Raw genomic sequence first — 23,396 nt, forward strand, 5'->3', positions numbered from 1 at the left:
CTTCTCTCAGAGGAGGAAAGGCGGGGCCGGTCCGTCGCTGTAGGAGGTGGGCGGACCGGCTCCGCCGGTCGGGCAGTACGCGCCGGGCGAGCCCATGGGCTCGCCCTGGCATCCGTTCAGGCGGCGCGCTGGTCGGGGTAGGCGCACAGCACGCACATGCCGAGTGAGGTCGGCAGGCAGTAGCTGTAGATCACCCCGCACTCGGGGCAGGTGCGGCGGGCGAGCATCGCCAGGGCGAGCGCGCCCCACTTGCGTGAGGTCATCGGGCGGACCGGCTTGGCGCGGTCGACCCGGTAGAGGTGGGCCACGCGCACCCCGCCGACCGCCCGCCGGCTCGCGCGCATGAGCTGCGCCGCGACCGGCTGTCCACCGGGCCGGAGCCCTTGGGCACGGAGCTGTCGGCGGGTGGCGTAGCCGTCGGGGGCGAACTTCCAGGGGTAGGTGGGCACGCCGTAGCGGGCGCCGGTCGGGTCGAAGCACTTGCCGTAGGCCGCGGACATCAGGCCGCCACTCCGATCACCGGAGCGTCGGCGCGGGCGCCGGTGCGGCCGGAGCGGCGTCCGGTGACCGTGGCGAACAGCCGTCCCAGTCCGGCCCGGCGGGTGCCGGCGCGTCCCTGTTTGGCGGCGTACATCGCCTCATCGGCACGGCGCAGCAGCCCCGACAGGTCGTCCTCGGGGAAGTCCTCGGCACGGACCCAGCCGAGCGACACGGTGGTGTGCGCGGCGGGGTCCTGGCCGTCGACCGGCCGGGCGAGCACCCCGTGCAGCACGGCGAGGAGATCACCGGCAGTGCCGTGCTGGTCGATGAGGACAGCGGCGAACTCATCGCCTCCGAGACGGCCCGCGACCCCATCGCGGCCGACGTGGTGGGCGAGCCGGTCCGCGGTTGCCTTCAGCAGCGCGTCTCCGGCGGCGTGTCCGAAGCGGTCGTTGATGTGCTTGAAACGGTCGACGTCGGCGAGGACGATGACCGCGCGGGGGGCCTTCAGCAGGACCGCAGCGCGGCGGGTGAAGCCGTCGCGAGTCCGTAGGCCGGTGAGCGGGTCACGGCGTGCCGTGTGCAGCACGCCGCGCAGCCACCACACATGCACCGCCCACCCGGCGGTGAGCGGCAGCGCGGACAGCAGGACAACGGCCGGAGTGCTCATGCCGCCACCGCCTCAACCTCGGCTGGCGCCGCGGTCGCGGCGTCGGCAACGTCGCCCACGGGGTGCGGGGCGGGAGCGTCGGCGCGTTCGGCGAGCAGGGCGTCACGCACCTGCCGCGCCGGACCGGCCCCACAGCGCAGCGCCTTGCGCAGTGACTCGGCGTTGATCTGCGCGTCCGGCCAGTCGGCCGTGACCGTGCGCGCTTCGGCGAGGACATCGGTCGCGCTGCGCTGCGTCGTCTTCGCCCTGCCCGCGGCCGGCCGCTTGCGCGACTTGGCCGGTGGACGCGGCGCCGCCGCGGCGGCCGGCTCTTCCACCGGTTCCGGGGCAGGCTCCGGGCCGGCGGGTGTGGCGGCGGGGGCGAGGTGGCCCATGCGCAGGGTGACCCGGGCGCGGCGTGGTGTCTTGAAGCGCCACCACCGGCCGTACTGCTCGTGCAGGTCGGCACGGGCCAGCAGCCGGTCACGCTCATGGGCGAGCGCGGCACTGTAGGAGGTGACCTCCCACAGCGTCATGCGCCGCCACAGTGCGAACGTGGACAGGGGAGCGAGCAGCCAGCGGGAGAACCGGATCTTTTCCATGCGGCGGCCGGTGGCGGCGCCGATCCGTACGGCGTAGATGTGCGCGCCGATCTCGGAGAACACCACCCACAGCAGCGGCATGGTGCCGTGCGCGACCTTCGCCCACATCTCGTGTCCGGCAGCGACGTTCAGCCCGCAGGTAATCAGGGTCAGCACCCAGGGCACGAACCGCACCCACGCCAACGCCATGTCCATACGGATCAGCAGCAGGTTGGCCACGGTGAACACCGGGATCGCCACGTCGATACCGACCGGCAGCATCCACGGCTCGCCGAACCCCCAGCGGACCGCCGCGGCGGACACCGCGTCGAACGAGGAAATCAGTCCGAGGGCGCCGACACCGGCCGCCGCGGCGGCACCGACGCCGGCAAGCCCCATCTCGGGCCGGGTGAGCGGCGGCACGGCCAGCCGCTCCACAGCAGCAGCCGCACTCACAGGGCACCCCCCGTCAAGGCCGGGGCATCCTTCGGGACATCGGCGAACGCGGTCAGAATGACCACCGCGCCGGCGAACCGTCCCTCAACCGAAAGAACGCGGGTCTCTCCATCGCTCTGCGTGCGGTAGTCGACCGCGTCTTCAGTGATCCGCAGGGCATGACGCCACTGTTCGAACGCGGCCAGGCTCTCACCTGAGCTGTCGTGGAAAGCCAGCCGCAGCCGCTCCGGGAAGACGGTAGAGATCTCCACGTCCGGGGCGGGTAGGTGCCCGAAGTCGACGGTCAGCAGCCGCAGCGCGTGCAGCGGGACCGTGAGGTCGTCCAGCGTCATCACAGCGCACCCCCGACAATGATCAAGGCAGCGAGGACAAGCAGGGCGCCACCGGCGAAGGTGAGGTCGACCGCACGGCGCAGGCAGGTGAACTTGGCGACCGCCAGCCGGGACAGTCCGGCGACATCGGCGGCCCAGTCCCGGGCGCTGGCAGTGGTGGTGATCTCCTCGGCGGTCAGCGTCGCCCACAGCGGGAAACCGTGCCGACCGCGGATGTTCGGGCGGACCGACCGCAGCAGCAGACCGGCCGCACCGACCAGCAGCGCCATACCGGCGCCGCCGACGATGCCGGAGGCCGTGTTCAGCGGGAGGTCGCGGGCGACCGTCCATGATCCGGCGAGGACGGCGCCGACGAACGCCAGCAGCAGTGCCGTCTTCGCGTCCGTCCGCGCGATCTCCGCCTTCACCTCGGTGTGCGCAGCGGTCAGATTCTTCTCCGTGGTGACGCTCACGCGGCACCCCCGGGCAAGGTCTCGCCGGCCGCGCGGTTGGCCAGGGTGACGCGGGCGGTGAGCGCCCGGTGCCGGGCCCGGCGGATGCGCCGCTTGTCCAGCTCGGTGGGGGTGCGGTCCAGGGTGACGATGTGGGCGTCCAACAGGTCGACGTCCGCCAGGATCAGCGGCATCTCCTGATCGATCGCGTCCAACTCCGCGTCCGTCGGCTCAATGAAGTCTGCGAACGCCGTGATGGCGTCCTGAAGTGTGACAACGTGGTTCATGGGTCGTGGTTCCTTCCAGCGAGGAACGGCCCGAACAGCGCCCCCGGTGTTCCAGCACCGGGGGCGCGCGCCGTTGGAGTCGATTCCGGCTCCCCGCGCTCCCGTCCGTACGTCCTCGCGCAGCGCGCGGAACGGACGGGCGGGAGAGGCAGCCGGCCCGCAGCGTCACGCGCTGCGGAACCGTGGCGGACCGGGCTTGCTGATCGGGCGCCGCCGGCCGGTCCAAGCGGCGGCGGCCCTTGTATGTCGTCGATTCACACCGACCCTCCTGCCGATCGCAGGGACACGGCTTTTACCGGTGCTCCGTTGCCACAGAGCACCGGCCCCGAGCCGGGGGAGTCGGGCGCGTCATCGTCACTGCTCTGACGCCAGCAGGGTGGCGCGTACCAGGTGGCAGCTCCGGGGTTGACCTCCCGTGTGGAAGGGATGATCCCCGTGGCTGTTCTCCAGTGCTTGTACGCAGGACAGGACAGGTTCGCCTGCCACGAAGTGGCCACCGGCGGCCGTCACCCGGGCCACTGCGGGGACGGGGACTTTCACCCCGTCGACTCGTCACTCTGTTGAGTTCTCAACCAACGAGCGTTCACTTCGTACTCACCCCAGCGGAGCGGGGGCTTTCCTCCGAACGCCTTGCAGTACCTGTTTTACAGGTACTGCATGCTGGGCTGTCAAGTACGGCGCCGGATTCTCTTGCTTCTCTGCCGGGACGTCTTGGCGTACTCTCAGCATCCGTCCAGGTCAGGGGAGTTGGTCACCCCTTCCATGGACAGCTCCAAGACTTCTCGTTACGGTCAAGACGTCCCTAGAAGTCCCTCAGGGGGTACAGATGTCGAACGAGCGCTTGCGGTCTGCCCTCCTCGCCCGCGGCATGACCGTGCAGAGCCTGGCTGAGGCGATCGAGGTGAACCCCAAGACGGTCGAGCGCTGGATCACTCAGGGCAAGGTTCCGTACCGGCGACACCAGTACTCGACAGCGGCAGCGCTCAAGGTCGACGTGACCACGCTGTGGGAGGACAACCGCATTGCCGACAGCACGGCAGATCTGGCAAAGGCCGAAATCGCGACCGTGTACCCGCACCGACACACGGTGCCGACTGGGCTTTGGCGGGAGCTCTACAAGCGCGCGGACCAGAACTTGGACGTGCTTGTCTACTCCGGGCTGTTCCTCTCTGAGGACCCGCTGTTTCACGACCTGCTGAAGGCGAAGACTGAGGCTGGTGCTCGGGTGCGCATCCTGCTTGGTGACCCGGAGTGCGCGGCTGTCCAGCAGCGCGGCGTTGATGAGGGACACCAAATCATGGACGGCAAGATTCGCAATGCTTTGGTGCTGTACCGGCCCCTCATGCGGAGCCATCCAGACATCGGCTTCCGTCTGCACGACTCGACGCTCTACAACTCGATCTACCGGGCCGATGACGAGATGCTCGTCAACCCGCACGTCTACGGCATCGGTGCCTACATGGCGCCTGTTTTGCACCTCCGGCGACTTCCGGGCGGCAGCCTCTTCGACACTTACGCGAACAGCATCGAACACACCTGGGATAACGCCCGGTCGATCACTGACCAGGACATCGCCAGTATCACGGGAGCCTGATATGGGACGCATTGACTACCTGCACGATCCGGACGCCCCGCGGGCTAACTCGGTCGTGCCGTCCGTCGTGGCGTTCGTGCAGAACGATGCCGGGAAGGTGCTGATGATTCAGCGGTCCGACAACGGGCGTTGGGCCCTGCCCGGCGGTGGCCACGATGTGGGCGAGTCCATCAGTGACACCGTCGTACGGGAGGTCTGGGAAGAGACCGGGATTCGGTCCGAGGTGGTCGACGTGTCGGGTCTTTACACCGACCCGGGGCACGTCATGCAGTACGACGATGGTGAAGTCCGCCAGCAATTCAGCATCTGTTTCCGCGCCCGGCCAGTCGGCGGTGAACTCCGCACGAGCAACGAAACGACTCAGGTCCGCTGGGTCGCCCCGGCGGACCTGAACGGATTGGACGTGCACCCCACGATGCGGCTCCGGATCGAGCACGCCATGGACCGGACGCGGACGGCGCCCTACATCGGCTGACGCTTGGCGGTGGCTACCCGTTCGAGGACACGGCATGTGCAAGCGAGGATCTCCGGTTCGGCCCGGCGGATGAACCGACCGATCAGGCTGTCCGGTCCGTAGCGCCCGGTGATTTCGTTGATCCGGTCGACGGGGTTCGTCGGCGTGCCGTCCGGGGTGGTGTTCATGTCGCAGTAGCACAGCGCGTCGTTCAGGTGCTCGCCGTCGCGGGGGAACTCCCCGACCAGGTCCGCGTGTAGCCCACGCGCTTCCGCCTCCAGCCACGAGCAGGAGTGGTGAGCTACCAGGCTGGTCACCCGCTCATCGGCGCCAGCGACATCTCGGAGGTAGCGGGCACCGTCCAGCGGGTGAAAGCCCGTCTTGGCTAGGTCGGGCGCGTAGCCGATGTCATGCAGCACCGCCGCGGCCTCCAGTAGGTCCGCGTCCTGGTCGAGGATGAGGGCGATGCTTCGGGCCCGCTCGGCAACTCCTAGGCAGTGCTTCCAACGTCGCGGCAGGGGCTCAGCAAGCAGCGACTCAGCCAGCGGATAGGCCCACTCGGTCAACTTCGGCAAGCTACGAACGCCCCTCTCGGTTCGGCACAGCGCGGACCGTCCGCACTCTGCCCTGTCCTCCCCCGGCCAGCACGCCGGTGGCTTCCAGCTTGTCCAACGCCTTGGTGACCGTGGGCCGCGAGACCCCGAACCGCTCAGCCAACGCGGAGGCACTCGGGAACGCTTCCCCAGCTACCAGCCCGTCAGCCGCGATAATGTCTGCAAGTCGCTGTTCGAGAGGGCGCCGGTCGACTGGCGCATCACTCCGGACAACGCGCCACCGACTGCCCGGTGTCGGCTCGACTACGCCCTCTTGGCGAAGCACGTTGAAAGCGCGGATCGCCACCCCCCGCGAGACTGCGTGGACTCGCATGATCTCGGCAAGCGATGGAAGTTCGACCCTCTCCGGCTCGTCCTCAATCTGTCTCCTGACTGCGTCGGCAACCTTCAGATAGGTACCCCGAGGGCTGGCCTGCTGCGACACTCACTCCCCCTCTCCGATCGCTCTTGCACCCGACAAGCTTCCCATGGCTAGCAAGAGAGAGCGGGACGAACTGCAACCGCCCACTGACACATGGACATGTACAGAGCATGAAGACTCGACAACTGCTCTCCTGGCTCCGTGCTGCGCAAGCGCACCGTCGGGCGGCACAGCGCGTGACCCCCCTGGAACAGCGCCGCGTTGCGGCACGCAGAAGGGCAAGGCTCAGCCGATGGGCTGCAATTTTGCTCATTGGAACTGGCGTATTGGGCTTACTCGTCGGCCTGCCCTGGTTGGTATGGCGGGGCCCTTACGCAATCGACGCGCAGTATCTTGATCGCAGGGGCCTGGCTGACGGATCGGCCGCCTTGGTCACTGGGCTACGCACCGCAGTAGTTGCAGGCGTGGCCGCGCTCGGCGCTGGCATCGCCCTCCTCTACACCGCGCGCAATTACCGTCTCACTCGGCGCGGACAAATCACCGAACGTTTCACCAAGGCATTGGAGCGCCTCGGTTCGGATCAACAATACGTACGTATCGGCGGCATTCTCGCACTTGAGCAAATCGTCCGAGACGCACCTGAGCAAGCCGCCACTGACGCGGCCCGCGTCCTGGGGCATTTCATTCGCGACCGCACCCCGAGATCAGATATAGCCATCAGAAGAACAATCACCGACAACGAAGAGACAAGCACTGCTGATTCAGTTGCGCCATACATGCTCCAGGAAATAGCGGCAGATATCCAGGAGGCACTCACCGCTCTTACGCGAATTGAGTCACGCATCCATGTGGACGCTCGAGAGGTAATCGACCTACATGACCTACACCTTGCCGGCGTCAAACTAAACGACGCTGACCTCACCGGCGCAAACCTGTCCGCAGCGTCACTAGATGGCGTCGATTTGTCGAGAGCCGTGCTGACCGAAGCCAACTTGTCGGATACGTCACTCGTGCGAGCCAACATGCGGAAAGCCACACTGATTCGAGCGAATTTGCTACGCGCTTCACTCACTGCGGTAGATCTTTTCGAAGCAGATCTATCGGAAGCCACACTGTTCACAGCGTCCCTGAATGAGGCACATCTCGAACAAGCGACGTTCGATAGGGCAGATTTGTCCGCATCAATCCTAGATGGAGCTAACCTTTCCGAAGCTAGCTTGGTAGGAGCCACGATTAGCGCCGCAGAAATGTACAGGACGAATCTGAGCAAAGCCAATCTCCGCCGAGCCAACCTCCAGGAATCCAATCTAACCGAGGCCGATTTAACTGAGGCTAATCTTGAGGACGCAGATCTGTCTGGGGCCACTGTTCGGGGTACGATCCTATCGGGCCCTACAACGGTTCTCGAATAGGCCGAGTTCCGTTGCCGCCACCTCTTGCCTGTCTCCGGGTATGGCTCTTATAGCCCGTGAGAAGGGAAAGTCCTCCGGTACACCAACCGCGGCCGGGCCGTCTGTGGGCCGTCGGAGCACGGCCCACAGCGACCAACGACGACCAACACCGACCGCTCCCCCGCTGGGCTACGCCCGATCTACGCCGTAGCCTGAGCCCATGACGAATATGCATCTCTTCCTGCGCAACAAGCGCCAGGAGTGGGAGGAGTACCGCTCCGAGGTGACCGCGTTCGAGCTGCGGAAGAACCTGCCGGTGCTGTAGGCGGGCGCCGTATGGACCTCGATGACCTGAAGCGGCTGCGCCGTGCGCGGGACGTCATGGATCGGGACTATGCCGAGCCGCTCGACGTCCCGGCGCTGGCGCGGGTCGCGTTGATGTCGGCCGGGCACTTCCAGCGGAGTTTCCGGGCCGCGTACGGGGAGACGCCGTACAGCTATCTCATGACCCGGCGCGTGGAGCGGGCGAAGGCGTTGCTGCGGCGGGGCGATCTGAGCGTCACCGAGGTGTGCTTCGCCGTGGGGTGTACGTCGCTGGGGTCGTTCAGCACGCGCTTCACGGAGCTGGTCGGGGAGTCGCCGAGCGCGTACAAGGCCCGGTCGCACGAGACGGGGGCACCGATTCCGGCGTGCGTCGCGAAAGTCCGTACGCGTCCGGTCAGGAATGGAGAAGCGCCGGGCGCCGCCACCTCGTAGCGTCGGCGTCATGGACATCAAACTCGCACAGTGCTTCATAGCGGTCGACGACCATGACAAGGCTCTCGCGTTCTACCGCGACGTCCTCGGTTTCCAGGTCCGCAACGACGTCGCCTTCGAGGGGATGCGCTGGGTGACGGTGGCGCCGCCCGGCCAGCCGGACGTGGAGATCGTGCTGGAGCCGCCGCTCGCCGACCCGATGGCGCCCGAGGCCGACCGCAAGGCGATGGCGGAGCTGCTGGCCAAGGGGATGCTGCGGGGCGTGATCTTCTCCACGGACGACGTGGACGCCGCCTTCGAGCGGATTCGCGCGGCCGGCGGCGAGGTGCTCCAGGAGCCGATCGACCAGCCGTACGGTGTGCGCGACTGCGCGTTCCGGGACCCGGCGGGGAACATGCTCCGCTTCAACCAGCCGCGCAAGCGTTAGCCACGGCCGTCCGGTAAGGTCTCCCGGCCCCCGGGGACGGGGCCGGGGGCCGGTCCAGATCCACAGGGGGAGACGACACACATGACCACGCACGCCGCCGACAGCCACGACCTGATCCGCGTACACGGAGCGCGGGAGAACAACCTCAAGGACGTCAGCATCGAGATACCGAAGCGCCGGCTGACGGTGTTCACCGGGGTCTCCGGCTCGGGCAAGAGCTCGCTGGTGTTCGACACGGTGGCGGCCGAGTCGCAGCGGCTGATCAACGAGACGTACAGCGCGTTCGTGCAGGGGTTCATGGAGACACTGGCCCGGCCGGAGGTCGACGTCCTCGACGGGCTGACCACCGCGATCATCGTCGACCAGTCCCGGCTGGGCGCCGACCCGCGCTCCACGGTCGGCACCGTCACCGACGCCAACGCGATGCTGCGCATCCTCTACAGCCGCCTCGCCGAGCCGCACGTCGGGCCGCCCGGCGCCTACTCGTTCAACGTGGCGTCGGTGTCCGCGAGCGGCGGCTTCACCGTCGACCGGGGCAGCGAGAAGACGAGGACGGAGAAGGTCAGCTTCAGCCGTACCGGCGGTATGTGCACCCACTGCGAGGGGCGCGGCACCGTCTCCGACATCGACCTCACCCAGCTCTACGACGCGACGAAGTCGCTGGACGAGGGCGCGCTGACCATCCCCGGCTACACGATGGACGGCTGGTACGGCCGGATCTACCGGGGCTGCGGCTTCTTCGACCCGGGCAAGCCGATCGCGGAGTTCACCAAGAAGGAACTGCACGCGCTGCTCCACCAGGAGCCCACCAAGATCAAGGTCGACGGCATCAACCTCACCTACGAGGGCCTGATCCCGAAGATCCAGAAGTCGATGCTGTCGAAGGACGTCGACTCCCTCCAGCCGCACATCCGCGCCTTCGTCCTGCGGGCGACGACGACCGGTGTCTGTGCGGAGTGCGACGGTACGCGGCTCAGCCCGGCCGTCCGGGCGTCGAGGATCGGGGACGTCTCGATCGCGGACGCCTGCGCGATGGAGATCCGCGACCTCGCGGAGTGGGTACGGGGGCTGCACGACCCGTCCGTGGCGCCTCTCCTCACCGCGCTCCGGCACAGCCTCGACTCCTTCACCGAGATCGGCCTCGGCTACCTCTCCCTGGACCGCCCCTCGGGCACGCTCTCCGGCGGCGAGGCACAGCGCGTGAAGATGATCCGCCACCTGGGCTCGTCCCTCACGGATGTCACGTACGTCTTCGACGAGCCGACCGTCGGCCTGCACCCGCACGACATCCAGCGGATGAACGACCTGCTGCTGCGGCTGCGCGACAAGGGCAACACGGTGCTGGTGGTCGAGCACAAGCCGGAGACGATCGCGATCGCCGACCACGTCGTGGACCTCGGGCCCGGCGCGGGCACGGGCGGCGGCACGGTCTGCTTCGAGGGGACCGTGGCGGGGCTGCGGGCGAGCGGCACACTGACCGGCCGGCACCTCGACGACCGGGCGAAGGTCAAGGACACGGTGCGCGAGCCGAGGGGCGCGCTGGAGATCCGCGGCGCGACCACGCACAACCTCCGGGACGTGGACGTCGACATCCCGCTCGGGGTGCTGTGCGTGGTGACGGGCGTCGCGGGGTCCGGCAAGAGCAGCCTGGTCCACGGCTCGGTCCGCTCCGACGAGGGCGTGGTCTCCGTCGACCAGGGCGCCATCCGCGGCTCCCGGCGCAGCAACCCGGCCACGTACACGGGCTTGCTCGACCCGATCCGCAAGGCGTTCGCCAAGGCCAACGGGGTCAAGCCCGCCCTGTTCAGCGCCAACTCCGAGGGCGCCTGCCCGAACTGCAACGGCGCGGGCGTCGTCTACACCGACCTCGGCATGATGGCCGGCATCTCCACGACCTGCGAGGAGTGCGAGGGGCGGCGCTACGACGCCTCCGTCCTCGTCCACCGGCTCGGCGGCCGGGACATCGCCGAGGTGCTGGCGATGCCGGTGTCGGAGGCGCTGGAGTTCTTCGCCGAGGGTGAGGCCCGCACCCCCGCCGCGCACAGGATCCTGACCCGGCTCTCGGACGTGGGCCTCGGTTACCTCACCCTCGGCCAGCCCCTCACCACCCTCTCCGGCGGCGAGCGCCAGCGGCTGAAGCTGGCGGTGCACATGGCCGACAAGGGCGGCGTCTACGTCCTCGACGAGCCGACGAGCGGCCTCCACCTCGCGGACGTGGAGCAACTGCTCGGCCTCCTCGACCGGTTGGTCGACTCCGGCAAGTCGGTGATCGTCGTCGAACACCACCAGGCGGTCATGGCCCACGCGGACTGGATCATCGACCTGGGCCCCGGCGCCGGACACGACGGCGGACGGGTCGTGTTCGAGGGGACACCGGCCGACCTGGTGGCGGCGCGGTCGACGCTCACGGGTGAGCACTTGGCGGCGTACGTGGGGGCGTGACGGCACGGGCGTGACGGCACGGGCGGGTGGCACGGGCGGGTGGCCCGGGTGGCTGCCCGCCCGAGGTCCGGTTATACCGGAGGGGTGACTGACGGTCGATGCAGTGAGGTCCTGTCGCCCGAGCGGTTCGTGCGGGTCGTACGCACCCGCAGTGCCGTGCGCGACTACACCGACGCCCCCATCGAGGACCGGGTCCTGGAGGACGTGCTCGACGCCATGCTGTCGGCGCCCACCGGGAGCAACGCCCAGGCGTGGGCCTTCGTGGTGGTGCGGGACGCCACGGCACTGCGGCGGCTGCGGGCGTTCTCGCCCGGACTGGTGGGCAGGCCGCAGGCCGTGGTGGTCGCCTGCGTGGACGGCGAACGCCTCGACCTGGCCTCGCAGGACGGGGCACCGCGGCTCTGCGTGACCATGGCCGTCAACACCCTGCTGCTGGCGGCTCACGCGTACGGGCTGGGCGCCTGCCCCGTCACCAGTTTCCGGCCCGGGGTCCTGCGGGTGCTGCTGGACCTGCCCGACCACATCGAGCCGGTGTTCATGGTGCCGATGGGCCACCCGGCCGGCGAGCGCCAGATGTCCAAGCGCCGACCCAGAAGCGAAGTGATCAGCTATGAAGTCTTCGGACAGCACGCTCCCGGCCCCGCTGCGTGAGGAACTGCTCCTGCTCGCCGGGAACCTGCTGTGCAGCGCCCGGGGTCTGCTGCAGGAGCCGCAGAACTACGGGCCGATGCGCTGTCTGGGCGCCGCCGCCCGGGTACTGGACCTGCTCGACGAGGCACAGGCCGGCGAACCCCGGCTGGACGCCGTCCGCGCCCGGATCGAGGAGGTGCTCACCGGACCGCAGAACCACGAGCACTCCCCCGACCTGCTGGACTCCTTGTGCGAGCAGGTGGCGACGGTCGTCAAGGAGCCCCGCGACTAGGGCGCTTCCGACGATCCCGCCACCCGGGGGTCGACGTAGTCGGGACCCGGCAGCCCCATGCGCCGCGCCGCCAGGCCGGACACCGCCTCGAAGACGGCCCGGCGGGCGTTCATCGCGGTGGTGCCGGTGGGGTCGAGGTGGGGCGCCACCTCGACGACGTCCATGCCGACGACCGGGGTCTCGTGGCAGATGCGGCGGATGGCCGGCAGCAGCTCGCGGTTGGTCAGGCCCGGCGGCTCGGGGGTGCCCGTGCCGGGCGCGTAGGCCGGGTCGAGCACGTCGATGTCCAGGGACAGGAACAGGTGCTCGGGACCGTCCAGTGCCTCCTCGATGGCCTGGTCGAGGACGGCGTCGAAGCCGCGCCGGTCGATCTCGGCCATGAAGTGCGCGCGCAGCCCGTTGTCCCGCATCCAGTCGAGCAGGCCGTCCTCGGGGACGATCGCGCTGCGCAGGCCGATCTGGATGAAGTTGCGCCCGGGGATGTGCTCGTCCTCGATGAGCCGGCGGATCGGCGTGCCGTGCGAGGCGAGGTGCCCGGAGAGGTGGGGGGCGCAGTCCGGGTGCGCGTCGAAGTGGATGACGCCGACGTTGCCCGCCCCGTAGACGTCGGCGATCGCGGCGGCGTCGGGCCACAGGATCGAGTGGTCGCCGCCGAGCACGATCGGAACGGCGCCGGTCTCGGCGATCTCGCGGACCAGGGCGCGGACGGGCTCCATGGAGTTCTCGACGCTGAACCAGTCCACCGCCGCGTCGCCGTAGTCGACGACCGTCAGCTCCTCGAAGGGCTTGACACGGGTGGTGGGGTTGATGAGCAGCTGCGGGGTGTGCGGCAGGCACCGCTCGTCCGCCCGGATGGCCCGCGGGCCGAAGGCGGCGCCCCGGTGCCCGGTGGACATGTCCACGGGTGCTCCCAGGACCGCCACGTCGACCTGCCCCGCGCGCAGGTCGTCCTGGTCGAGGCAGAGCGGGAGCCCGAAGAGGGTCGCGATACCGGCGTACGGGGGTGTGAACGCGTAGCGCTGGAGGTCGATCGGGCCGGGCTCGCGCCGTGGGCCGCCCCTGCGGTCGATCCGCCGTCTCCAGGCGTCCGCGGTCGCGTCGTCCTGCACGGGGCGCTCCTTGTCGTCGCGTACGGGGCGCGACCGGCGGTCTCCGGCCGGCTCCCGGGGCCGTCCTGCCCGGTCCCCCGGGACCGTCCTTCCCGGCGGCGGCCCGGCCCGCCCGGTGGACGGCGCGCACTCCCTCGAACGGAGCCCTCGGAGGTGCGCGCGGCCCGGCGTCCGGGAAACGTCGGTGGCGAAGCGTGCGTGCACCGCGAGGCTACCGGCGTACCGGCCGAAGCACCCGAAGGGAAAGCTGATGCTGCCAACTGACACGGGCGCTGACACGCGCGCGGATGTCGCGGTCGTCGGTACGGGCGTCATCGGACTGGCCACGGCCTGGGAGGCCGCCCGCCGGGGGCTGCGGGTGCACCTGGTCGGGCCGTGCTCGGGGGCGCACCAGGGACAGGCGTCCCGGGCGGCAGGCGCGATGCTCGCCCCGTTCAGCGAGGTGGCGGCCTCCGACAGCCCGGAGCGTGTCGCCCTGGAGGTCGGCGAGCGGGTGGCCGCGCGGAACCTGTACGACGCGTGGCTGCCGTCGCTGCGGGAGGCGACCGGCAGGCCGCTCGCCCTGACACCCGGCATGTGGGTGGTGGCGACCACCGGCGGCCGTGGCGACGCGCGGGAGCTGGACGCCATCGCCGACGCGGCGCTCGGCCACGGCCACGTGGCGGAGCGGCACGACCCGGGCGAGGTGCCCGGCCTGTCCCCGGCCCGGTCCTGCACCGCCCACGGCGCCCTGTGGCTGCCCGGTGAGGCCACCGTCGACTCGGGTGAGCTGATGGCCGCCCTGACCGACGCGCTCCACGCCCACGCGCACGTGGAGTGGACCGATGCGGAGGCCACCGGTCTGCGTCCGTCGGACGGCGGCGGGCTGACCGTCACCTGCGCCGGGGCGCCCGGCACACCCGAGGTCGCCGCGCCGCGCGTCGTGCTGGCCGTCGGCGTCGGCCTGACCGACCTGGTGGCGGGCAGCGGGGAACTGGACCTGGCGCTGCCGCCGATGCTGGCGGGCAAGGGGGTGAGCGCGCTGCTGCGCGACGTCCCGGTCGAGCTGCCGGCCGCGGTCCGCACCCCGATGCGGGACTTCGCCTGCGGAATGCACCTGGTGCCCCGCGCCGACGGGACGGTCTACCTGGGCGCCACGAACCGCCTCTCCCCCTCGGCGGCCGTCCGGTTCCCGCTGGTCATGGAACTGGCCGACCTGCTGCGCGAGGCCGGCGAGGAGCTGAGCACCAAGCTCTACGAGGGCCAGCTCGTCGGCACCCGCGTCGGGTACCGCCCCTTCACCCTCGACCACCTCCCGCTGGTCGGCCCCACCGCCGATCCGCGGGTGCTCATCGCGTCCGGCACCTACCGCAACGGCATGCTCCTCGCGCCCCGCCTCGCCGAGATGATCGCCGACCACCTGACGCTGGACCCGGTCGCCGCGCACCCCTTCGACCCGACCCGTCCGATCACCCCGCACGCCCTGCCCGAGACCCTCGAACGGTGGCTGCCGGAGCTGGTGGACCTCTTCCTCCCGCCGAGCGGAACACCGACCCCCATGCAGGGCGTACTGGCGGACCTGCTGCACCAGAGCCTGCGGGGCCTGGCCGCCGACGGGGACCACCCGCGTGGTGCGGAGGTCCGGCGCACCTGGCAGCAGGCCCCCGTGCCCGAGGCCCTGTGGTCGCTGCTGGTCACCTATCTCAGGTGACGCCGGGACGCGGTGCGTACACCCCGTCGACCAGACCGAAGAGGTCGACGCGCGCGCCGTCCTCGTCGACGGCGTACCGGCCGGGGTCGGTCAGGTAGAGCGAGGCCGCGTGGCCGTCGGGGCGCAGGGTCTGCACGGTCTCGGCGGCGTAGATGCCCAGCGACGGCAGGCCGTCGTCCGGTGGGTCGAGCCGCTGCCGCAACTGCCGGGCCTGGTCGAACAGCAGCGCCTCGCCGAAGCTGTCCACGTTAATACTCAGGGCGCCCCCGGTCTCGTCGGAGAGGCCGGTCGCCCGCAGCAGCTCGGCGAGGTAGCTGGTGTAACCGAGGCAGTGGCGGCCGTGCGGGACGTCCAGTTCCCGCAGCTCCTTCCAGAGCGGGTCACCGGTGGCGAGCATCAGGCCGAGAAGGTCCTCGTCGTCCGGGACGCCGCCGGTGGTCACGGCCTCCCACAGACACTCGGCCAGGGGGTCGAGCCCCGGCGCGACCCGCAGGGTGGCGTCGGTGCGGCCGGTGGCGTCCAGGGCGCGGCGGATGTGCCGGCGGAACAGGTCCAGCACCTGGGTGTAGCGGCCGTCGACCAGGCGGAAGTAGTCCTGGACCAGTTCGGTGGCGACCAGGCCGCCCTGGAAGGCGTCGAGGAGGTACAGGTAGTACTGGACCCGTGGCACGTCGAGGGTGACGGTCAGCGGCAGGGAGGACGGCAGCATCGCGGCGACGTCGCCGATCACGCGGGCCTGGCGGACGACGGTCTCGTACTCGTAGAACGACAGCTCGCCCTCGGTGACGATGGACCGCAGCCGGGCGGCCGGCGGGGCGGCGTCGGCGCGCAGCAGTTCGGTGCGGTCTCCGTGTTCGTCGACGAAGCGCAGGTTGCGGTGGCTGAAGAGGCAGACGCCGCTGACCAGTTCCACGCGGTCCGCGTGGCGGGCCGTGCCTTGGAGGTTGCGGGCCCCCTTGATGTGGACGCGGTGGCGGCTGCCGCCGAACTCGGCCCCGGCGAAGACCGCCTTGTGGGCCTGGTCCCTGCGGCTCCGCACGATCAGCGCGTCGGCGCCCGTCGCGAAGTCGCCCTCGCCGAGGTACTCGCCGAGCGTGTGCACGCGCTGGAAGGCGCGCCGCACGGCCTTCTCCTGGTCCGGCGCCCCGGTGGCCGCCGTCTGCCACAGGCCCTCGGTGCCGGGGACGGGCCGTGGGCCCGAGCCGTCGGGGGTGTCGTACCGGCGCAGGACGGCGGGCTCCGCCGGGTCCTCCGGCTGTCTGATCACGAACAGATCGTCGCTGCCACGCACACATCCTCCCGGGGCATGGACACAGGTGGGCAAATGAGGCGTAAAGCGCTCTTTCCAGTATCAGGGTCCTTCTCGGCCGGGCAACTCGGCGGCCAGGACGGCCAGGCAGCCGAGGAAGCCGACGGCCAGCAGGGCGCCGGTGACGACCAGGGCCGTGTGGAAGGCGGCGGTGGGACCGCCGGCCCCGGTGAGTCCCCCGGCGTACACGGAGCCCAGGACGGCCGGGCTGAGGGCGCCGCCGAACTGGCGCAGCGCGGTACTGGTGGCGGAGGCCATGCCGGCGAGATGCCAGGGCGCCGCGTTGACGGAGACGACCGTGACGGAGGTGAGCATCAGGGAGACGGCGACGCCGAAGAGCGCCAGCCGCCAGGCGAGGCCGCCGAAGCCGGTGCCGGGGACGACCCCGGTGAACAGGAAGACGGCTGCGGTCCCCAGGGCGAGACCGGCGGTGAGCACCACCAGGGGCGGTACGCGGCCCATCAGGTACCCGACCGGCACGTTGACCACCGCGCTGACCCCGGCGAAGAGGAAGAGCCGCAGGCCGACGTCGAGGGCGGAGTAATGGTGGACGTCCCCCAGATAGAGGCTGAGCAGGAAGGTGAAGCCCACGGTCGAGAAGAGGGCGATCACGGAGGCGAAGCCGGCGGTGGCGAAGCCGGGCGAGGCGAACAGCCGCAGGTCCATCAGCGGGGCGGGGGCGCGCCGCTCGACGGCGAGGAACGCGGCCAGGGCGAGGGTGCCGACGGCGAGGCCGGCCAGCGCGACGGCGGAGGTCCAGCCCCTGGCCCCGCCCTCGATGACGCCGAGGACGAGGGCGGCGATGGCGAGGGCGGCGGTGAGCTGCCCCGGCCAGTCCGGGCGGCGGCCCTCCGGGCTCTTCGACTCCGGCAGGCACAGGTACCCGTACCCGAGCGTGGCGAAGGAGAGGACGGCGGCGGGCAGGAAGACCCACCCCCAGGCGCCGATCGCGAGCAGCGCCCCGGACACCAGCGGGCCGAGCGCGAGTCCGGCGGCCACCCCGGCGGCCCACCACCCGATGCAGCGGCCCCGCCCGCCTTCGTCGGGAACGGCATGGGCGATGAGCGCGAGGGTGGTGGGCAGCAGCAGCCCGGCACCGAGACCGGAGACGGCCTGCCCGGCCCACAGCAGCGGCAGCGCGGCGCCGCCGCCCAGCAGCCCGGCCACCACCGCGAGGGTCCCCCCGGTACCGGTGAGGGCCAGGCCCAGGGCGAAGACACGGCGGCGGCCGTACAGATCCCCGAACACCCCGGCGGACAGCACGGCCGCCGCCATCGGGATGACGTAGGCGTCGGAGACCCACTGCAACTGGGCGGTACGGGCTCCCGTGGCGGCGGCGATGTCGTGCAGCGCGGCCGCCACGGCGTTCACCGGGAGGTAGACGCAGAAGACGCCGAGTACGGCCACGGTGACGGTGGCGGTGACGTGGTGCTGCTCCGACGCGTGGGACACGCGTCCCGGGTCACCGTTCGGGGCGGTCGCACACGGCGGAGCGGTGAGTCACTCCGCCAGGGCGCGGGTGAGCCGCGTCCACGCGGCGGGGACCTCAGTGGCGTACCGCCTCCGCCGCCTCCGGCACATACCCCGCGACCACCCGGCCAGGGGTCACCGTCCGCCGGTCCACCGCCCACGCCGCCCCCGCGACCATCAGGCCGAGGACCGCCAGGGCCGCGCCCGCGAGCGCCGGGGACGTCGTGCCGAACCCCGCCGACAGGGCCAGGCCGCCGATCCAGGCGCCGCCCGCGTTGGCGAGGTTGAAGGCCGCCTGGTTGGCGGAGGACGCCAGGGACGGGGCCGCCGACGCCTTCTCCATGACCATCAGCTGGAGGGGGGAGCCGGTGACGAACGCGGCGGCTCCCAGGAGGGCGACCGCCAGCGCCGCCGTCACCTGGGTCTGGAGGAGGAGGGGGAACAGGGCCAGGATCACGGCCAGGGAGACCAGGCCGCCGAGCAGCGTGCCGCGCAGGGAGTGGTCGGCCAGGCGGCCGCCGAGCAGGTTGCCCACCGTGGCGCCGACGCCGAAGAGGGCCAGGAGCAGGGTGACGCTGGTCTCGGCGTACCCGGCCGTGTCGGTGAGCATCGGCGTGATGTAGCTGTACGCCGAGAAGAGCGCGCCGAAGCCCGCCACCGTCGTGCCGAGGGCCAGCCAGACGGGCAGGGAGCGCAGTGCCGCCAGTTCGCCGCGCAGGCCGGCCGTCGTCCCGGCCGGGGCGGGCCGGTCGCGCGGGACCAGGAACGCCAGTGCCGCGATCGCCGCGACGCCGATCGCGCTGACGCCGAAGAACGCCGCACGCCAGCCCAGGGACTGGCCGACGGCGGTGGCGGCGGGGACGCCCACGATGTTGGCGACGGTCAGGCCGAGGAACATCAGGGAGACGGAGCGGGCCTTGCGCTCGGGCGCGACCATGCCGGTCGCGACGACCGCGCCGACGCCGAAGAACGCGCCGTGCGGCAGTCCGCTGACGAAGCGGGCGGCGAGCAGGAGGTGGTCGTCGGGGGCGACCGCCGACAGGGCGTTGCCGATCACGAACAGGGCCATCAGGCCGATGAGGACCGTGCGGCGGGACATGCGGGCGGTGAGCGCCGCGAGCAGCGGGGCGCCGACGACGACGCCGAGCGCGTACGCGGAGACGAGGTGGCCGGCGGAGGGGATCGAGATGCCCAGGTCGTCCGCGACGTCGGGCAGCAGCCCCATCATCACGAACTCCGTGGTACCGATGCCGAAGGCGCCCACGGCGAGGGCGAGCAGGGCCAGGGGCATGAGGGGCTTCACCTTTCGAGACCAACAGAGCAACTTAAGTTCACGTACGGAACAAAGTCTCTCAGGTCGAGTATTCCACCAGGTGACGCACGCGTTTCAGGACCCTGAAGATCCCGGAGGCCCTCAAGACCGCGACGTGTCGACCTTCACCCGCGCCGCCACCGGCAGGTGGTCGCTGCCCGTCTCCGGCAGGGTCCAGCTGCTCTCCGGTTCGACGCCCCGGACCAGGATCTGGTCGATCCGCGCCAGCGGGAACGACGCCGGCCAGCTGAAGCCGAACCCGTCACCTGCCGCGCCCTGTGTGGAGCGCAGCTGCGAGGTCACGGCGTTCAGCGCACGGTCGTTCATCGTGCCGTTGAGATCACCGAGCAGGATCACCTTCTCGGTCTTCTCGCTCTCGATGGCCTCGCCCAGCGCGTCCGCGCTGCGGTCCCGCTGCCGGGCCGTGAAACCGGCCTCCAGCTTCACCCGCACCGACGGCAGGTGGGCGACGTAGAAGGCGACCGGGCCGGACGGGGTGGCGACCGTGGCGCGCATCGCCCGCTTCCACCCCAGCTTGATGTCGACGGCCTCCACACCGGTCATCGGGTACTTGCTCCACAGCCCGACGGTGCCGACCACCTCGTGGTACTCGTACGCCGACGCCAGCGCCTTCTCGTACGTCGGCACCGCCGACGCCTTCAGCTCCTCCAGCGCCACCACGTCCGCGCCGGACGCGGCGACGGCGCGGGCGGTCCCGGCGGGGTCCGCGTTGTCGGCGTTCACGTTGTGCGTGGCCACCGTGAGGTCGCCGCCGCCCGTGGACTTGGTGGTGAGCAGCCCGCCGAACATGTTGAGCCACACCGTCACCGGCACCAGCAGCGCGATCAGCGCCGTCGCCGACTTGCGGAAGAGCCCGATCAGCAGCAGCACCGGCAGCAGCAGCCCCAGCCAGGGCAGGAAGGTCTCCGTGAGGCTGCCCAGGTTGCCGATCCGGTTGGGGATGCGGGCGTGGCCCGCCATGACCCCGGCCAGCAGGAGCGCCACCACCGCCGTGACGATTCCCCTGGTCCACAGGGGCCGGCCGCGCCAGCCCCGGGTCACCCGGTGCCGCAGGCGCCGGAGCCGGTCCTGCCGGCGCCCGGACCGCGGGCCTCCGTCGTCCGTCTCCGCCAGATACGCCTGTTGCGCCATCACTCGCCTCACTGCCTGCTGTGCACACGGTCACCCCGTGCGACCAAACACTAGGGGATGAACAGTCCGGTTCCGGCCCACTTGTGTGGGTCGTACTCGCACGGGGACGACCCGGTACGCGTGCGCGGTTGCGGTCGGCACCACGTGACGTGGGTCCCCTAGCCCGACGCGGGCACCAGGTGCCACCATGGAGGAGATCCGGGGACGCCGTCAGGGCGCCTCGAGATGACATGAAGGAGCCGTCGCCATGACGCAGCTTTCCGCTGCCCGGAGCGCATCGAGCGCGCAAGCCACCACACCCTCCGACGGCAGCAAGGCGCTGTACGGAGGGAAGAGCACCCGCCGCGTCACCGTCCGCGACATCGCCCTCGCCAAGGAGCGCGGCGAGAAGTGGCCGATGCTCACCGCGTACGACGCGATGACCGCGTCCGTGTTCGACGAGGCCGGTATCCCGGTCATGCTGGTCGGCGACTCGGCCGGCAACTGTCACCTGGGGTACGACACCACCGTCCCCGTCACCCTCGACGAGATGACCATGCTGTCCGCGGCGGTGGTCCGCGGCACCGGCCGGGCGCTGATCGTCGCCGACCTGCCCTTCGGCTCGTACCAGGAGGGCCCGGTGCAGGCGCTGCGCTCGGCGATGCGGCTGGTGAAGGAGGCCGGCGCCGGGGCCGTGAAGCTGGAGGGCGGTGAGCGGTCGCACGAGCAGATCCGGCTGCTCGTCGAGTCCGGCATCCCGGTGATGGCGCACATCGGCCTCACCCCGCAGTCCGTGAACTCCATGGGCTACCGGGTGCAGGGCCGCGGCGAGGAGGCCGCCCAGCAGTTGCTGCGCGACGCCAAGGCCGTGCAGGACGCGGGCGCCTTCGCGGTCGTCCTGGAGCTGGTGCCGGCCGAGCTGGCCGCCGAGGTGACCCGGACCCTGCACATTCCGACCGTCGGCATCGGCGCGGGTCCGGACACGGACGCGCAGGTGCTGGTCTGGACCGACATGCTCGGGCTGACCGGCGGGCGGATGCCGAAGTTCGTCAAAAAATACGCCGACCTGCGCGGGGTCATGACCGGCGCGGCGAAGGCGTTCGCCGAGGACGTCGTAGGCGGAACGTTCCCGCAGGAGGAGCACTCCGTCCACTAGGGACCGCTCCCTCTCGAAGAGCCATCGCGGTTCGGAACCGGGGCCCCGCCGATCCTTCCCCCGTCGGCGGGGCCCCGGCGCGTCGGCACGACTGTCGGCACGGCTGTAGGCACGCCTGTCGGAACGGTCGCACGGCTGTCGGAACGGCTGTCGGCGATATGTCGGTGGGATGTCGGCGGGGGCTGGCACCGTCGTCCCCATGAAGCGAATCGACAACCGCCCCGACGGTGCGCGCCCCGCCGTCCGTGTACGGGGGCTGGTCAAGCACTACGGCGAGACCAAGGCGCTGGACGGGGTGGACCTGGACGTGCGCGAGGGCACCGTGATGGGCGTGCTCGGGCCGAACGGCGCCGGGAAGACCACCCTGGTCCGCATCCTGTCCACCCTGCTGGAGCCGACCGGCGGCGAGGCCACGGTCGCCGGGTACGACGTCCTGCGCCAGCCCCGGCAGCTGCGCCGGGTGATAGGTCTCACCGGGCAGTACGCCTCCGTGGACGAGAAGCTCCCCGGCTGGGAGAACCTCTACATGATCGGGCGGCTCCTGGACCTGTCCCGCAAGGACGCCCGTACCCGCGCCGACGAGCTGCTGGAGCGGTTCTCGCTCACCGAGGCCGCCAAGCGGCCCGCGAGCACCTACTCCGGCGGTATGCGCCGGCGGCTCGACCTCGCGGCCTCCATGATCGGCCGGCCGCAGGTGCTGTTCCTGGACGAGCCCACCACCGGCCTGGACCCGCGCACCCGCAACGAGGTGTGGGACGAGGTCAAGGCCATGGTCGGCGACGGCGTCACGGTCCTGCTGACCACGCAGTACATGGAGGAGGCCGAGCAGCTCGCCTCCGAGCTGACCGTCGTGGACCGCGGGAAGGTCATCGCGAACGGCGGCATCGAGGAGCTGAAGGCGAAGGTCGGCGGCCGTACGCTGCGCGTCCGCCCGGCCGACCCGCGACAGCTGGCCCCGCTCGCCGGCCACCTCGACGGGCTCGGCATCACCGGGCTCGCCACCACCACCGTCGACGCCGAGCGCGGCACCGTGCTGGTGCCGATCCTCAGCGACGAGCAGCTGACCGCCGTGGTCGGCGCCGTCACCGCGCGCGGCATCACACTCGCCTCCGTCACCACCGAACTCCCCAGCCTGGACGAGGTGTTCCTCTCCCTCACCGGCCACAGGGCCGGTGCCCCGCAGGACACCGTGCCCGCCACCGCCGACAACCGCGAGGAGGTCGCCGTATGAGCGCCGTGACCGTGACCCCCGATGCCCGTATCTCCCCGCGTGCGCACGTACGCCACACCGGCGCCCTGATCCGCCGCAACCTGCTGTGGATACGGCAGGACCCGGAGTCGATGTTCGACGCGCTGCTGATGCCGGTCGTCTTCACCCTGCTCTTCGTCTACGTCTTCGGCGGGTCGATCGGCCAGGCGCTGGGCGGCGGGCAGGACGGCTACGTCCAGTACGTGATCCCCGGCATGATCGCGATGATGAGCATGACGCTGTCGCAGGGCGTCGGCACCGGGTTCAGCCAGGACTTCAACTCGGGCGTGATGGACCGCTTCCGGTCGCTGCCGATCGGGCGCGGCTCGGTGCTGTTCGCGAAGATCACGGTGGAGCTGGCGCGGATGCTGTTCGCGACGGCCGTGCTGATGGTCGTCGCCGTGCTGGTCGGTTTCGACATCGTCCACTGGGGCGGGCTCCTCGCCGCCGTGGGCCTCTCCGCGGCGTTCGCCTCGTCGATCATGTGGGTGTTCCTCACCCTCGGCGTGGTCCTGAAGAACGCGCAGTCCGTGCAGGCGATGGGCTTCCTGGTGCTGTTCCCGCTCCAGTTCGGCTCGTCGATCTTCGCGCCGACCCAGTCGATGCCGGGCTGGCTCCAGGCCTTCACCGACTACAACCCGCTCTCCACGCTCGCGGACGCGGCGCGCGGCCTGATGGTCGGCGGTCCCGTCGCCCACGACCTGTGGATCACCCTGGGCTGGTCCGCGGCGATCACGGCGGTGATGGCGCCGGTCGCCATCCACAAGTTCCGTACGAAGAGCTGAGCGCCCGC

General features: G+C 70.7%; 25 protein-coding genes and 1 pseudogene. 13 read left to right on the top strand and 13 right to left on the bottom strand.

Translation table 11 applies throughout. From position 1 onward, the window contains the following. Positions 1-116: 116 nt before the first annotated feature. Genes UW392_RS12885 through UW392_RS12910 form a run of 6 tightly spaced genes read right to left on the bottom strand, consistent with a single transcriptional unit; the run spans position 117 to position 3,216 of the window. Entirely contained in the window at positions 117-500 is a 384-nt protein-coding gene (locus UW392_RS12885; RefSeq protein ID WP_320775075.1) for an RRQRL motif-containing zinc-binding protein, read from the bottom strand. Further along, complete coding sequence (locus UW392_RS12890; RefSeq protein WP_320775076.1) at positions 500-1,150, bottom strand: GGDEF domain-containing protein; 651 nt, start codon at positions 1,148-1,150, stop codon at positions 500-502. The genes UW392_RS12885 and UW392_RS12890 overlap by 1 nt, the downstream gene beginning before the upstream one ends. Beyond that, positions 1,147-2,166 carry a DUF2637 domain-containing protein gene (locus UW392_RS12895; RefSeq protein WP_320775077.1) on the bottom strand — a complete coding sequence of 340 codons (1,020 nt, stop codon included), beginning with the start codon at positions 2,164-2,166 and terminating at the stop codon, positions 1,147-1,149. The genes UW392_RS12890 and UW392_RS12895 overlap by 4 nt, the downstream gene beginning before the upstream one ends. Then, on the bottom strand, positions 2,163-2,498 hold the full coding sequence (locus tag UW392_RS12900; RefSeq protein ID WP_320775078.1) for a hypothetical protein: 336 nt from the start codon (positions 2,496-2,498) through the stop codon (positions 2,163-2,165). Before UW392_RS12900 ends, UW392_RS12895 begins: the two co-directional genes overlap by 4 nt. Next, positions 2,498-2,950 carry a Pycsar system effector family protein gene (locus tag UW392_RS12905; RefSeq protein ID WP_320775079.1) on the bottom strand — a complete coding sequence of 151 codons (453 nt, stop codon included), beginning with the start codon at positions 2,948-2,950 and terminating at the stop codon, positions 2,498-2,500. The genes UW392_RS12900 and UW392_RS12905 overlap by 1 nt, the downstream gene beginning before the upstream one ends. After that, positions 2,947-3,216 carry a DUF6284 family protein gene (locus tag UW392_RS12910; RefSeq protein ID WP_320775080.1) on the bottom strand — a complete coding sequence of 90 codons (270 nt, stop codon included), beginning with the start codon at positions 3,214-3,216 and terminating at the stop codon, positions 2,947-2,949. The genes UW392_RS12905 and UW392_RS12910 overlap by 4 nt, the downstream gene beginning before the upstream one ends. 826 nt (positions 3,217-4,042) lie before the next feature. Between UW392_RS12910 and UW392_RS12915 the strand changes: the two genes are divergently transcribed. Beyond that, complete coding sequence (locus tag UW392_RS12915) at positions 4,043-4,810, top strand: helix-turn-helix transcriptional regulator (protein WP_320775081.1); 768 nt, start codon at positions 4,043-4,045, stop codon at positions 4,808-4,810. Position 4,811: 1 nt separating this feature from the next. Further along, positions 4,812-5,285, top strand: a complete 474-nt coding sequence (locus tag UW392_RS12920) for an NUDIX domain-containing protein (RefSeq protein WP_320775082.1) — start codon at positions 4,812-4,814, stop codon at positions 5,283-5,285. On the opposite strand, the gene UW392_RS12925 is transcribed toward UW392_RS12920, so the two are convergent. Together UW392_RS12925 and UW392_RS12930 are read right to left on the bottom strand one after the other, a co-directional pair. Continuing rightward, complete coding sequence (locus UW392_RS12925) at positions 5,273-5,839, bottom strand: HD domain-containing protein (RefSeq protein WP_320775083.1); 567 nt, start codon at positions 5,837-5,839, stop codon at positions 5,273-5,275. The genes UW392_RS12920 and UW392_RS12925 overlap by 13 nt on opposite strands. A 1-nt stretch (position 5,840) precedes the next feature. After that, positions 5,841-6,191 (bottom strand): GntR family transcriptional regulator, encoded by a 351-nt coding sequence (locus UW392_RS12930; RefSeq protein ID WP_320775110.1) that lies wholly within the window; start codon positions 6,189-6,191, stop codon positions 5,841-5,843. A 512-nt stretch (positions 6,192-6,703) separates the two neighbouring features. On the opposite strand from UW392_RS12930, the gene UW392_RS12935 reads away from it, so the two are divergent. The 7 genes and pseudogenes from UW392_RS12935 to UW392_RS12965 all read left to right on the top strand — a co-directional run bounded on the left by UW392_RS12935 (position 6,704) and on the right by UW392_RS12965 (position 12,177). Next, positions 6,704-7,651, top strand: coding sequence for a pentapeptide repeat-containing protein (locus UW392_RS12935; protein WP_320775084.1), 948 nt, complete (start codon positions 6,704-6,706; stop codon positions 7,649-7,651). A 217-nt stretch (positions 7,652-7,868) separates the two neighbouring features. Then, positions 7,869-7,955: pseudogene (locus UW392_RS12940) on the top strand (glutamine synthetase); the annotation flags it as partial. Between the two features lie 11 nt (positions 7,956-7,966). Beyond that, entirely contained in the window at positions 7,967-8,386 is a 420-nt protein-coding gene (locus UW392_RS12945) for a helix-turn-helix transcriptional regulator (RefSeq protein WP_320775086.1), read from the top strand. A gap of 10 nt (positions 8,387-8,396) precedes the next feature. Continuing rightward, positions 8,397-8,813 carry a VOC family protein gene (locus UW392_RS12950; protein ID WP_320775087.1) on the top strand — a complete coding sequence of 139 codons (417 nt, stop codon included), beginning with the start codon at positions 8,397-8,399 and terminating at the stop codon, positions 8,811-8,813. Positions 8,814-8,894: 81 nt separating this feature from the next. Beyond that, the gene (locus UW392_RS12955; RefSeq protein WP_320775088.1) at positions 8,895-11,255 is read left to right on the top strand and encodes an excinuclease ABC subunit UvrA; all 2,361 of its coding nucleotides are present in this window, start codon (positions 8,895-8,897) and stop codon (positions 11,253-11,255) included. A gap of 84 nt (positions 11,256-11,339) precedes the next feature. After that, positions 11,340-11,906 carry a nitroreductase family protein gene (locus tag UW392_RS12960; protein WP_320775089.1) on the top strand — a complete coding sequence of 189 codons (567 nt, stop codon included), beginning with the start codon at positions 11,340-11,342 and terminating at the stop codon, positions 11,904-11,906. Further along, entirely contained in the window at positions 11,866-12,177 is a 312-nt protein-coding gene (locus UW392_RS12965; protein WP_320775090.1) for a DUF6092 family protein, read from the top strand. The genes UW392_RS12960 and UW392_RS12965 overlap by 41 nt, the downstream gene beginning before the upstream one ends. Here UW392_RS12965 and UW392_RS12970 read toward each other — a convergent pair. Then, on the bottom strand, positions 12,174-13,286 hold the full coding sequence (locus UW392_RS12970) for an agmatinase family protein (protein ID WP_320775091.1): 1,113 nt from the start codon (positions 13,284-13,286) through the stop codon (positions 12,174-12,176). The genes UW392_RS12965 and UW392_RS12970 overlap by 4 nt on opposite strands. A gap of 250 nt (positions 13,287-13,536) precedes the next feature. Between UW392_RS12970 and UW392_RS12975 the strand changes: the two genes are divergently transcribed. After that, positions 13,537-14,976, top strand: coding sequence for an FAD-dependent oxidoreductase (locus UW392_RS12975; RefSeq protein WP_320775092.1), 1,440 nt, complete (start codon positions 13,537-13,539; stop codon positions 14,974-14,976). Here UW392_RS12975 and UW392_RS12980 read toward each other — a convergent pair. The 4 genes from UW392_RS12980 to UW392_RS12995 all read right to left on the bottom strand — a co-directional run bounded on the left by UW392_RS12980 (position 14,969) and on the right by UW392_RS12995 (position 20,219). Next, positions 14,969-16,267: a hypothetical protein gene (locus tag UW392_RS12980; RefSeq protein ID WP_320775093.1), complete on the bottom strand. Its 1,299-nt coding sequence runs from the start codon at positions 16,265-16,267 to the stop codon at positions 14,969-14,971. The genes UW392_RS12975 and UW392_RS12980 overlap by 8 nt on opposite strands. A 60-nt stretch (positions 16,268-16,327) precedes the next feature. Further along, the gene (locus tag UW392_RS12985) at positions 16,328-17,737 is read right to left on the bottom strand and encodes an MFS transporter (RefSeq protein WP_320775094.1); all 1,410 of its coding nucleotides are present in this window, start codon (positions 17,735-17,737) and stop codon (positions 16,328-16,330) included. A 94-nt stretch (positions 17,738-17,831) separates the two neighbouring features. Continuing rightward, a complete protein-coding gene (locus UW392_RS12990) occupies positions 17,832-19,046 on the bottom strand; it encodes an MFS transporter (protein ID WP_320775095.1) in 1,215 nt (404 codons plus the stop codon). Positions 19,047-19,169: 123 nt separating this feature from the next. After that, entirely contained in the window at positions 19,170-20,219 is a 1,050-nt protein-coding gene (locus tag UW392_RS12995) for an endonuclease/exonuclease/phosphatase family protein (protein ID WP_320775096.1), read from the bottom strand. A 247-nt stretch (positions 20,220-20,466) separates the two neighbouring features. Here UW392_RS12995 and panB point away from each other — a divergent pair, with 247 nt between their 5' ends. The 3 genes from panB (at position 20,467) to UW392_RS13010 (ending at position 23,388) form a co-directional block, all read left to right on the top strand. Continuing rightward, the gene (gene panB / locus UW392_RS13000; RefSeq protein ID WP_320775097.1) at positions 20,467-21,354 is read left to right on the top strand and encodes a 3-methyl-2-oxobutanoate hydroxymethyltransferase; all 888 of its coding nucleotides are present in this window, start codon (positions 20,467-20,469) and stop codon (positions 21,352-21,354) included. 199 nt (positions 21,355-21,553) lie between these two features. Next, positions 21,554-22,585 carry an ATP-binding cassette domain-containing protein gene (locus UW392_RS13005; RefSeq protein ID WP_320775098.1) on the top strand — a complete coding sequence of 344 codons (1,032 nt, stop codon included), beginning with the start codon at positions 21,554-21,556 and terminating at the stop codon, positions 22,583-22,585. Further along, positions 22,582-23,388 carry an ABC transporter permease gene (locus tag UW392_RS13010; protein ID WP_320775099.1) on the top strand — a complete coding sequence of 269 codons (807 nt, stop codon included), beginning with the start codon at positions 22,582-22,584 and terminating at the stop codon, positions 23,386-23,388. Before UW392_RS13005 ends, UW392_RS13010 begins: the two co-directional genes overlap by 4 nt. Positions 23,389-23,396 lie beyond the last annotated feature (8 nt).

Source organism: Streptomyces sp. CRN 30, from assembly GCF_034105845.1.

Coding starts and splice junctions, on each gene's coding strand:
- UW392_RS12885 (WP_320775075.1), bottom strand. CDS start 500: ATGTCCGCGGCCTACGGCAAGTGCTTCGACCCGACCGGCGCCCGCTAC.
- UW392_RS12890 (WP_320775076.1), bottom strand. CDS start 1,150: ATGAGCACTCCGGCCGTTGTCCTGCTGTCCGCGCTGCCGCTCACCGCC.
- UW392_RS12900 (WP_320775078.1), bottom strand. CDS start 2,498: ATGACGCTGGACGACCTCACGGTCCCGCTGCACGCGCTGCGGCTGCTG.
- UW392_RS12910 (WP_320775080.1), bottom strand. CDS start 3,216: ATGAACCACGTTGTCACACTTCAGGACGCCATCACGGCGTTCGCAGAC.
- UW392_RS12915 (WP_320775081.1), top strand. CDS start 4,043: ATGTCGAACGAGCGCTTGCGGTCTGCCCTCCTCGCCCGCGGCATGACC.
- UW392_RS12920 (WP_320775082.1), top strand. CDS start 4,812: ATGGGACGCATTGACTACCTGCACGATCCGGACGCCCCGCGGGCTAAC.
- UW392_RS12930 (WP_320775110.1), bottom strand. CDS start 6,191: ATGCGAGTCCACGCAGTCTCGCGGGGGGTGGCGATCCGCGCTTTCAAC.
- UW392_RS12945 (WP_320775086.1), top strand. CDS start 7,967: ATGGACCTCGATGACCTGAAGCGGCTGCGCCGTGCGCGGGACGTCATG.
- UW392_RS12950 (WP_320775087.1), top strand. CDS start 8,397: ATGGACATCAAACTCGCACAGTGCTTCATAGCGGTCGACGACCATGAC.
- UW392_RS12955 (WP_320775088.1), top strand. CDS start 8,895: ATGACCACGCACGCCGCCGACAGCCACGACCTGATCCGCGTACACGGA.
- UW392_RS12965 (WP_320775090.1), top strand. CDS start 11,866: ATGAAGTCTTCGGACAGCACGCTCCCGGCCCCGCTGCGTGAGGAACTG.
- UW392_RS12975 (WP_320775092.1), top strand. CDS start 13,537: ATGCTGCCAACTGACACGGGCGCTGACACGCGCGCGGATGTCGCGGTC.
- UW392_RS12990 (WP_320775095.1), bottom strand. CDS start 19,046: ATGCCCCTGGCCCTGCTCGCCCTCGCCGTGGGCGCCTTCGGCATCGGT.
- UW392_RS12995 (WP_320775096.1), bottom strand. CDS start 20,219: ATGGCGCAACAGGCGTATCTGGCGGAGACGGACGACGGAGGCCCGCGG.
- panB (WP_320775097.1), top strand. CDS start 20,467: ATGACGCAGCTTTCCGCTGCCCGGAGCGCATCGAGCGCGCAAGCCACC.
- UW392_RS13005 (WP_320775098.1), top strand. CDS start 21,554: ATGAAGCGAATCGACAACCGCCCCGACGGTGCGCGCCCCGCCGTCCGT.
- UW392_RS13010 (WP_320775099.1), top strand. CDS start 22,582: ATGAGCGCCGTGACCGTGACCCCCGATGCCCGTATCTCCCCGCGTGCG.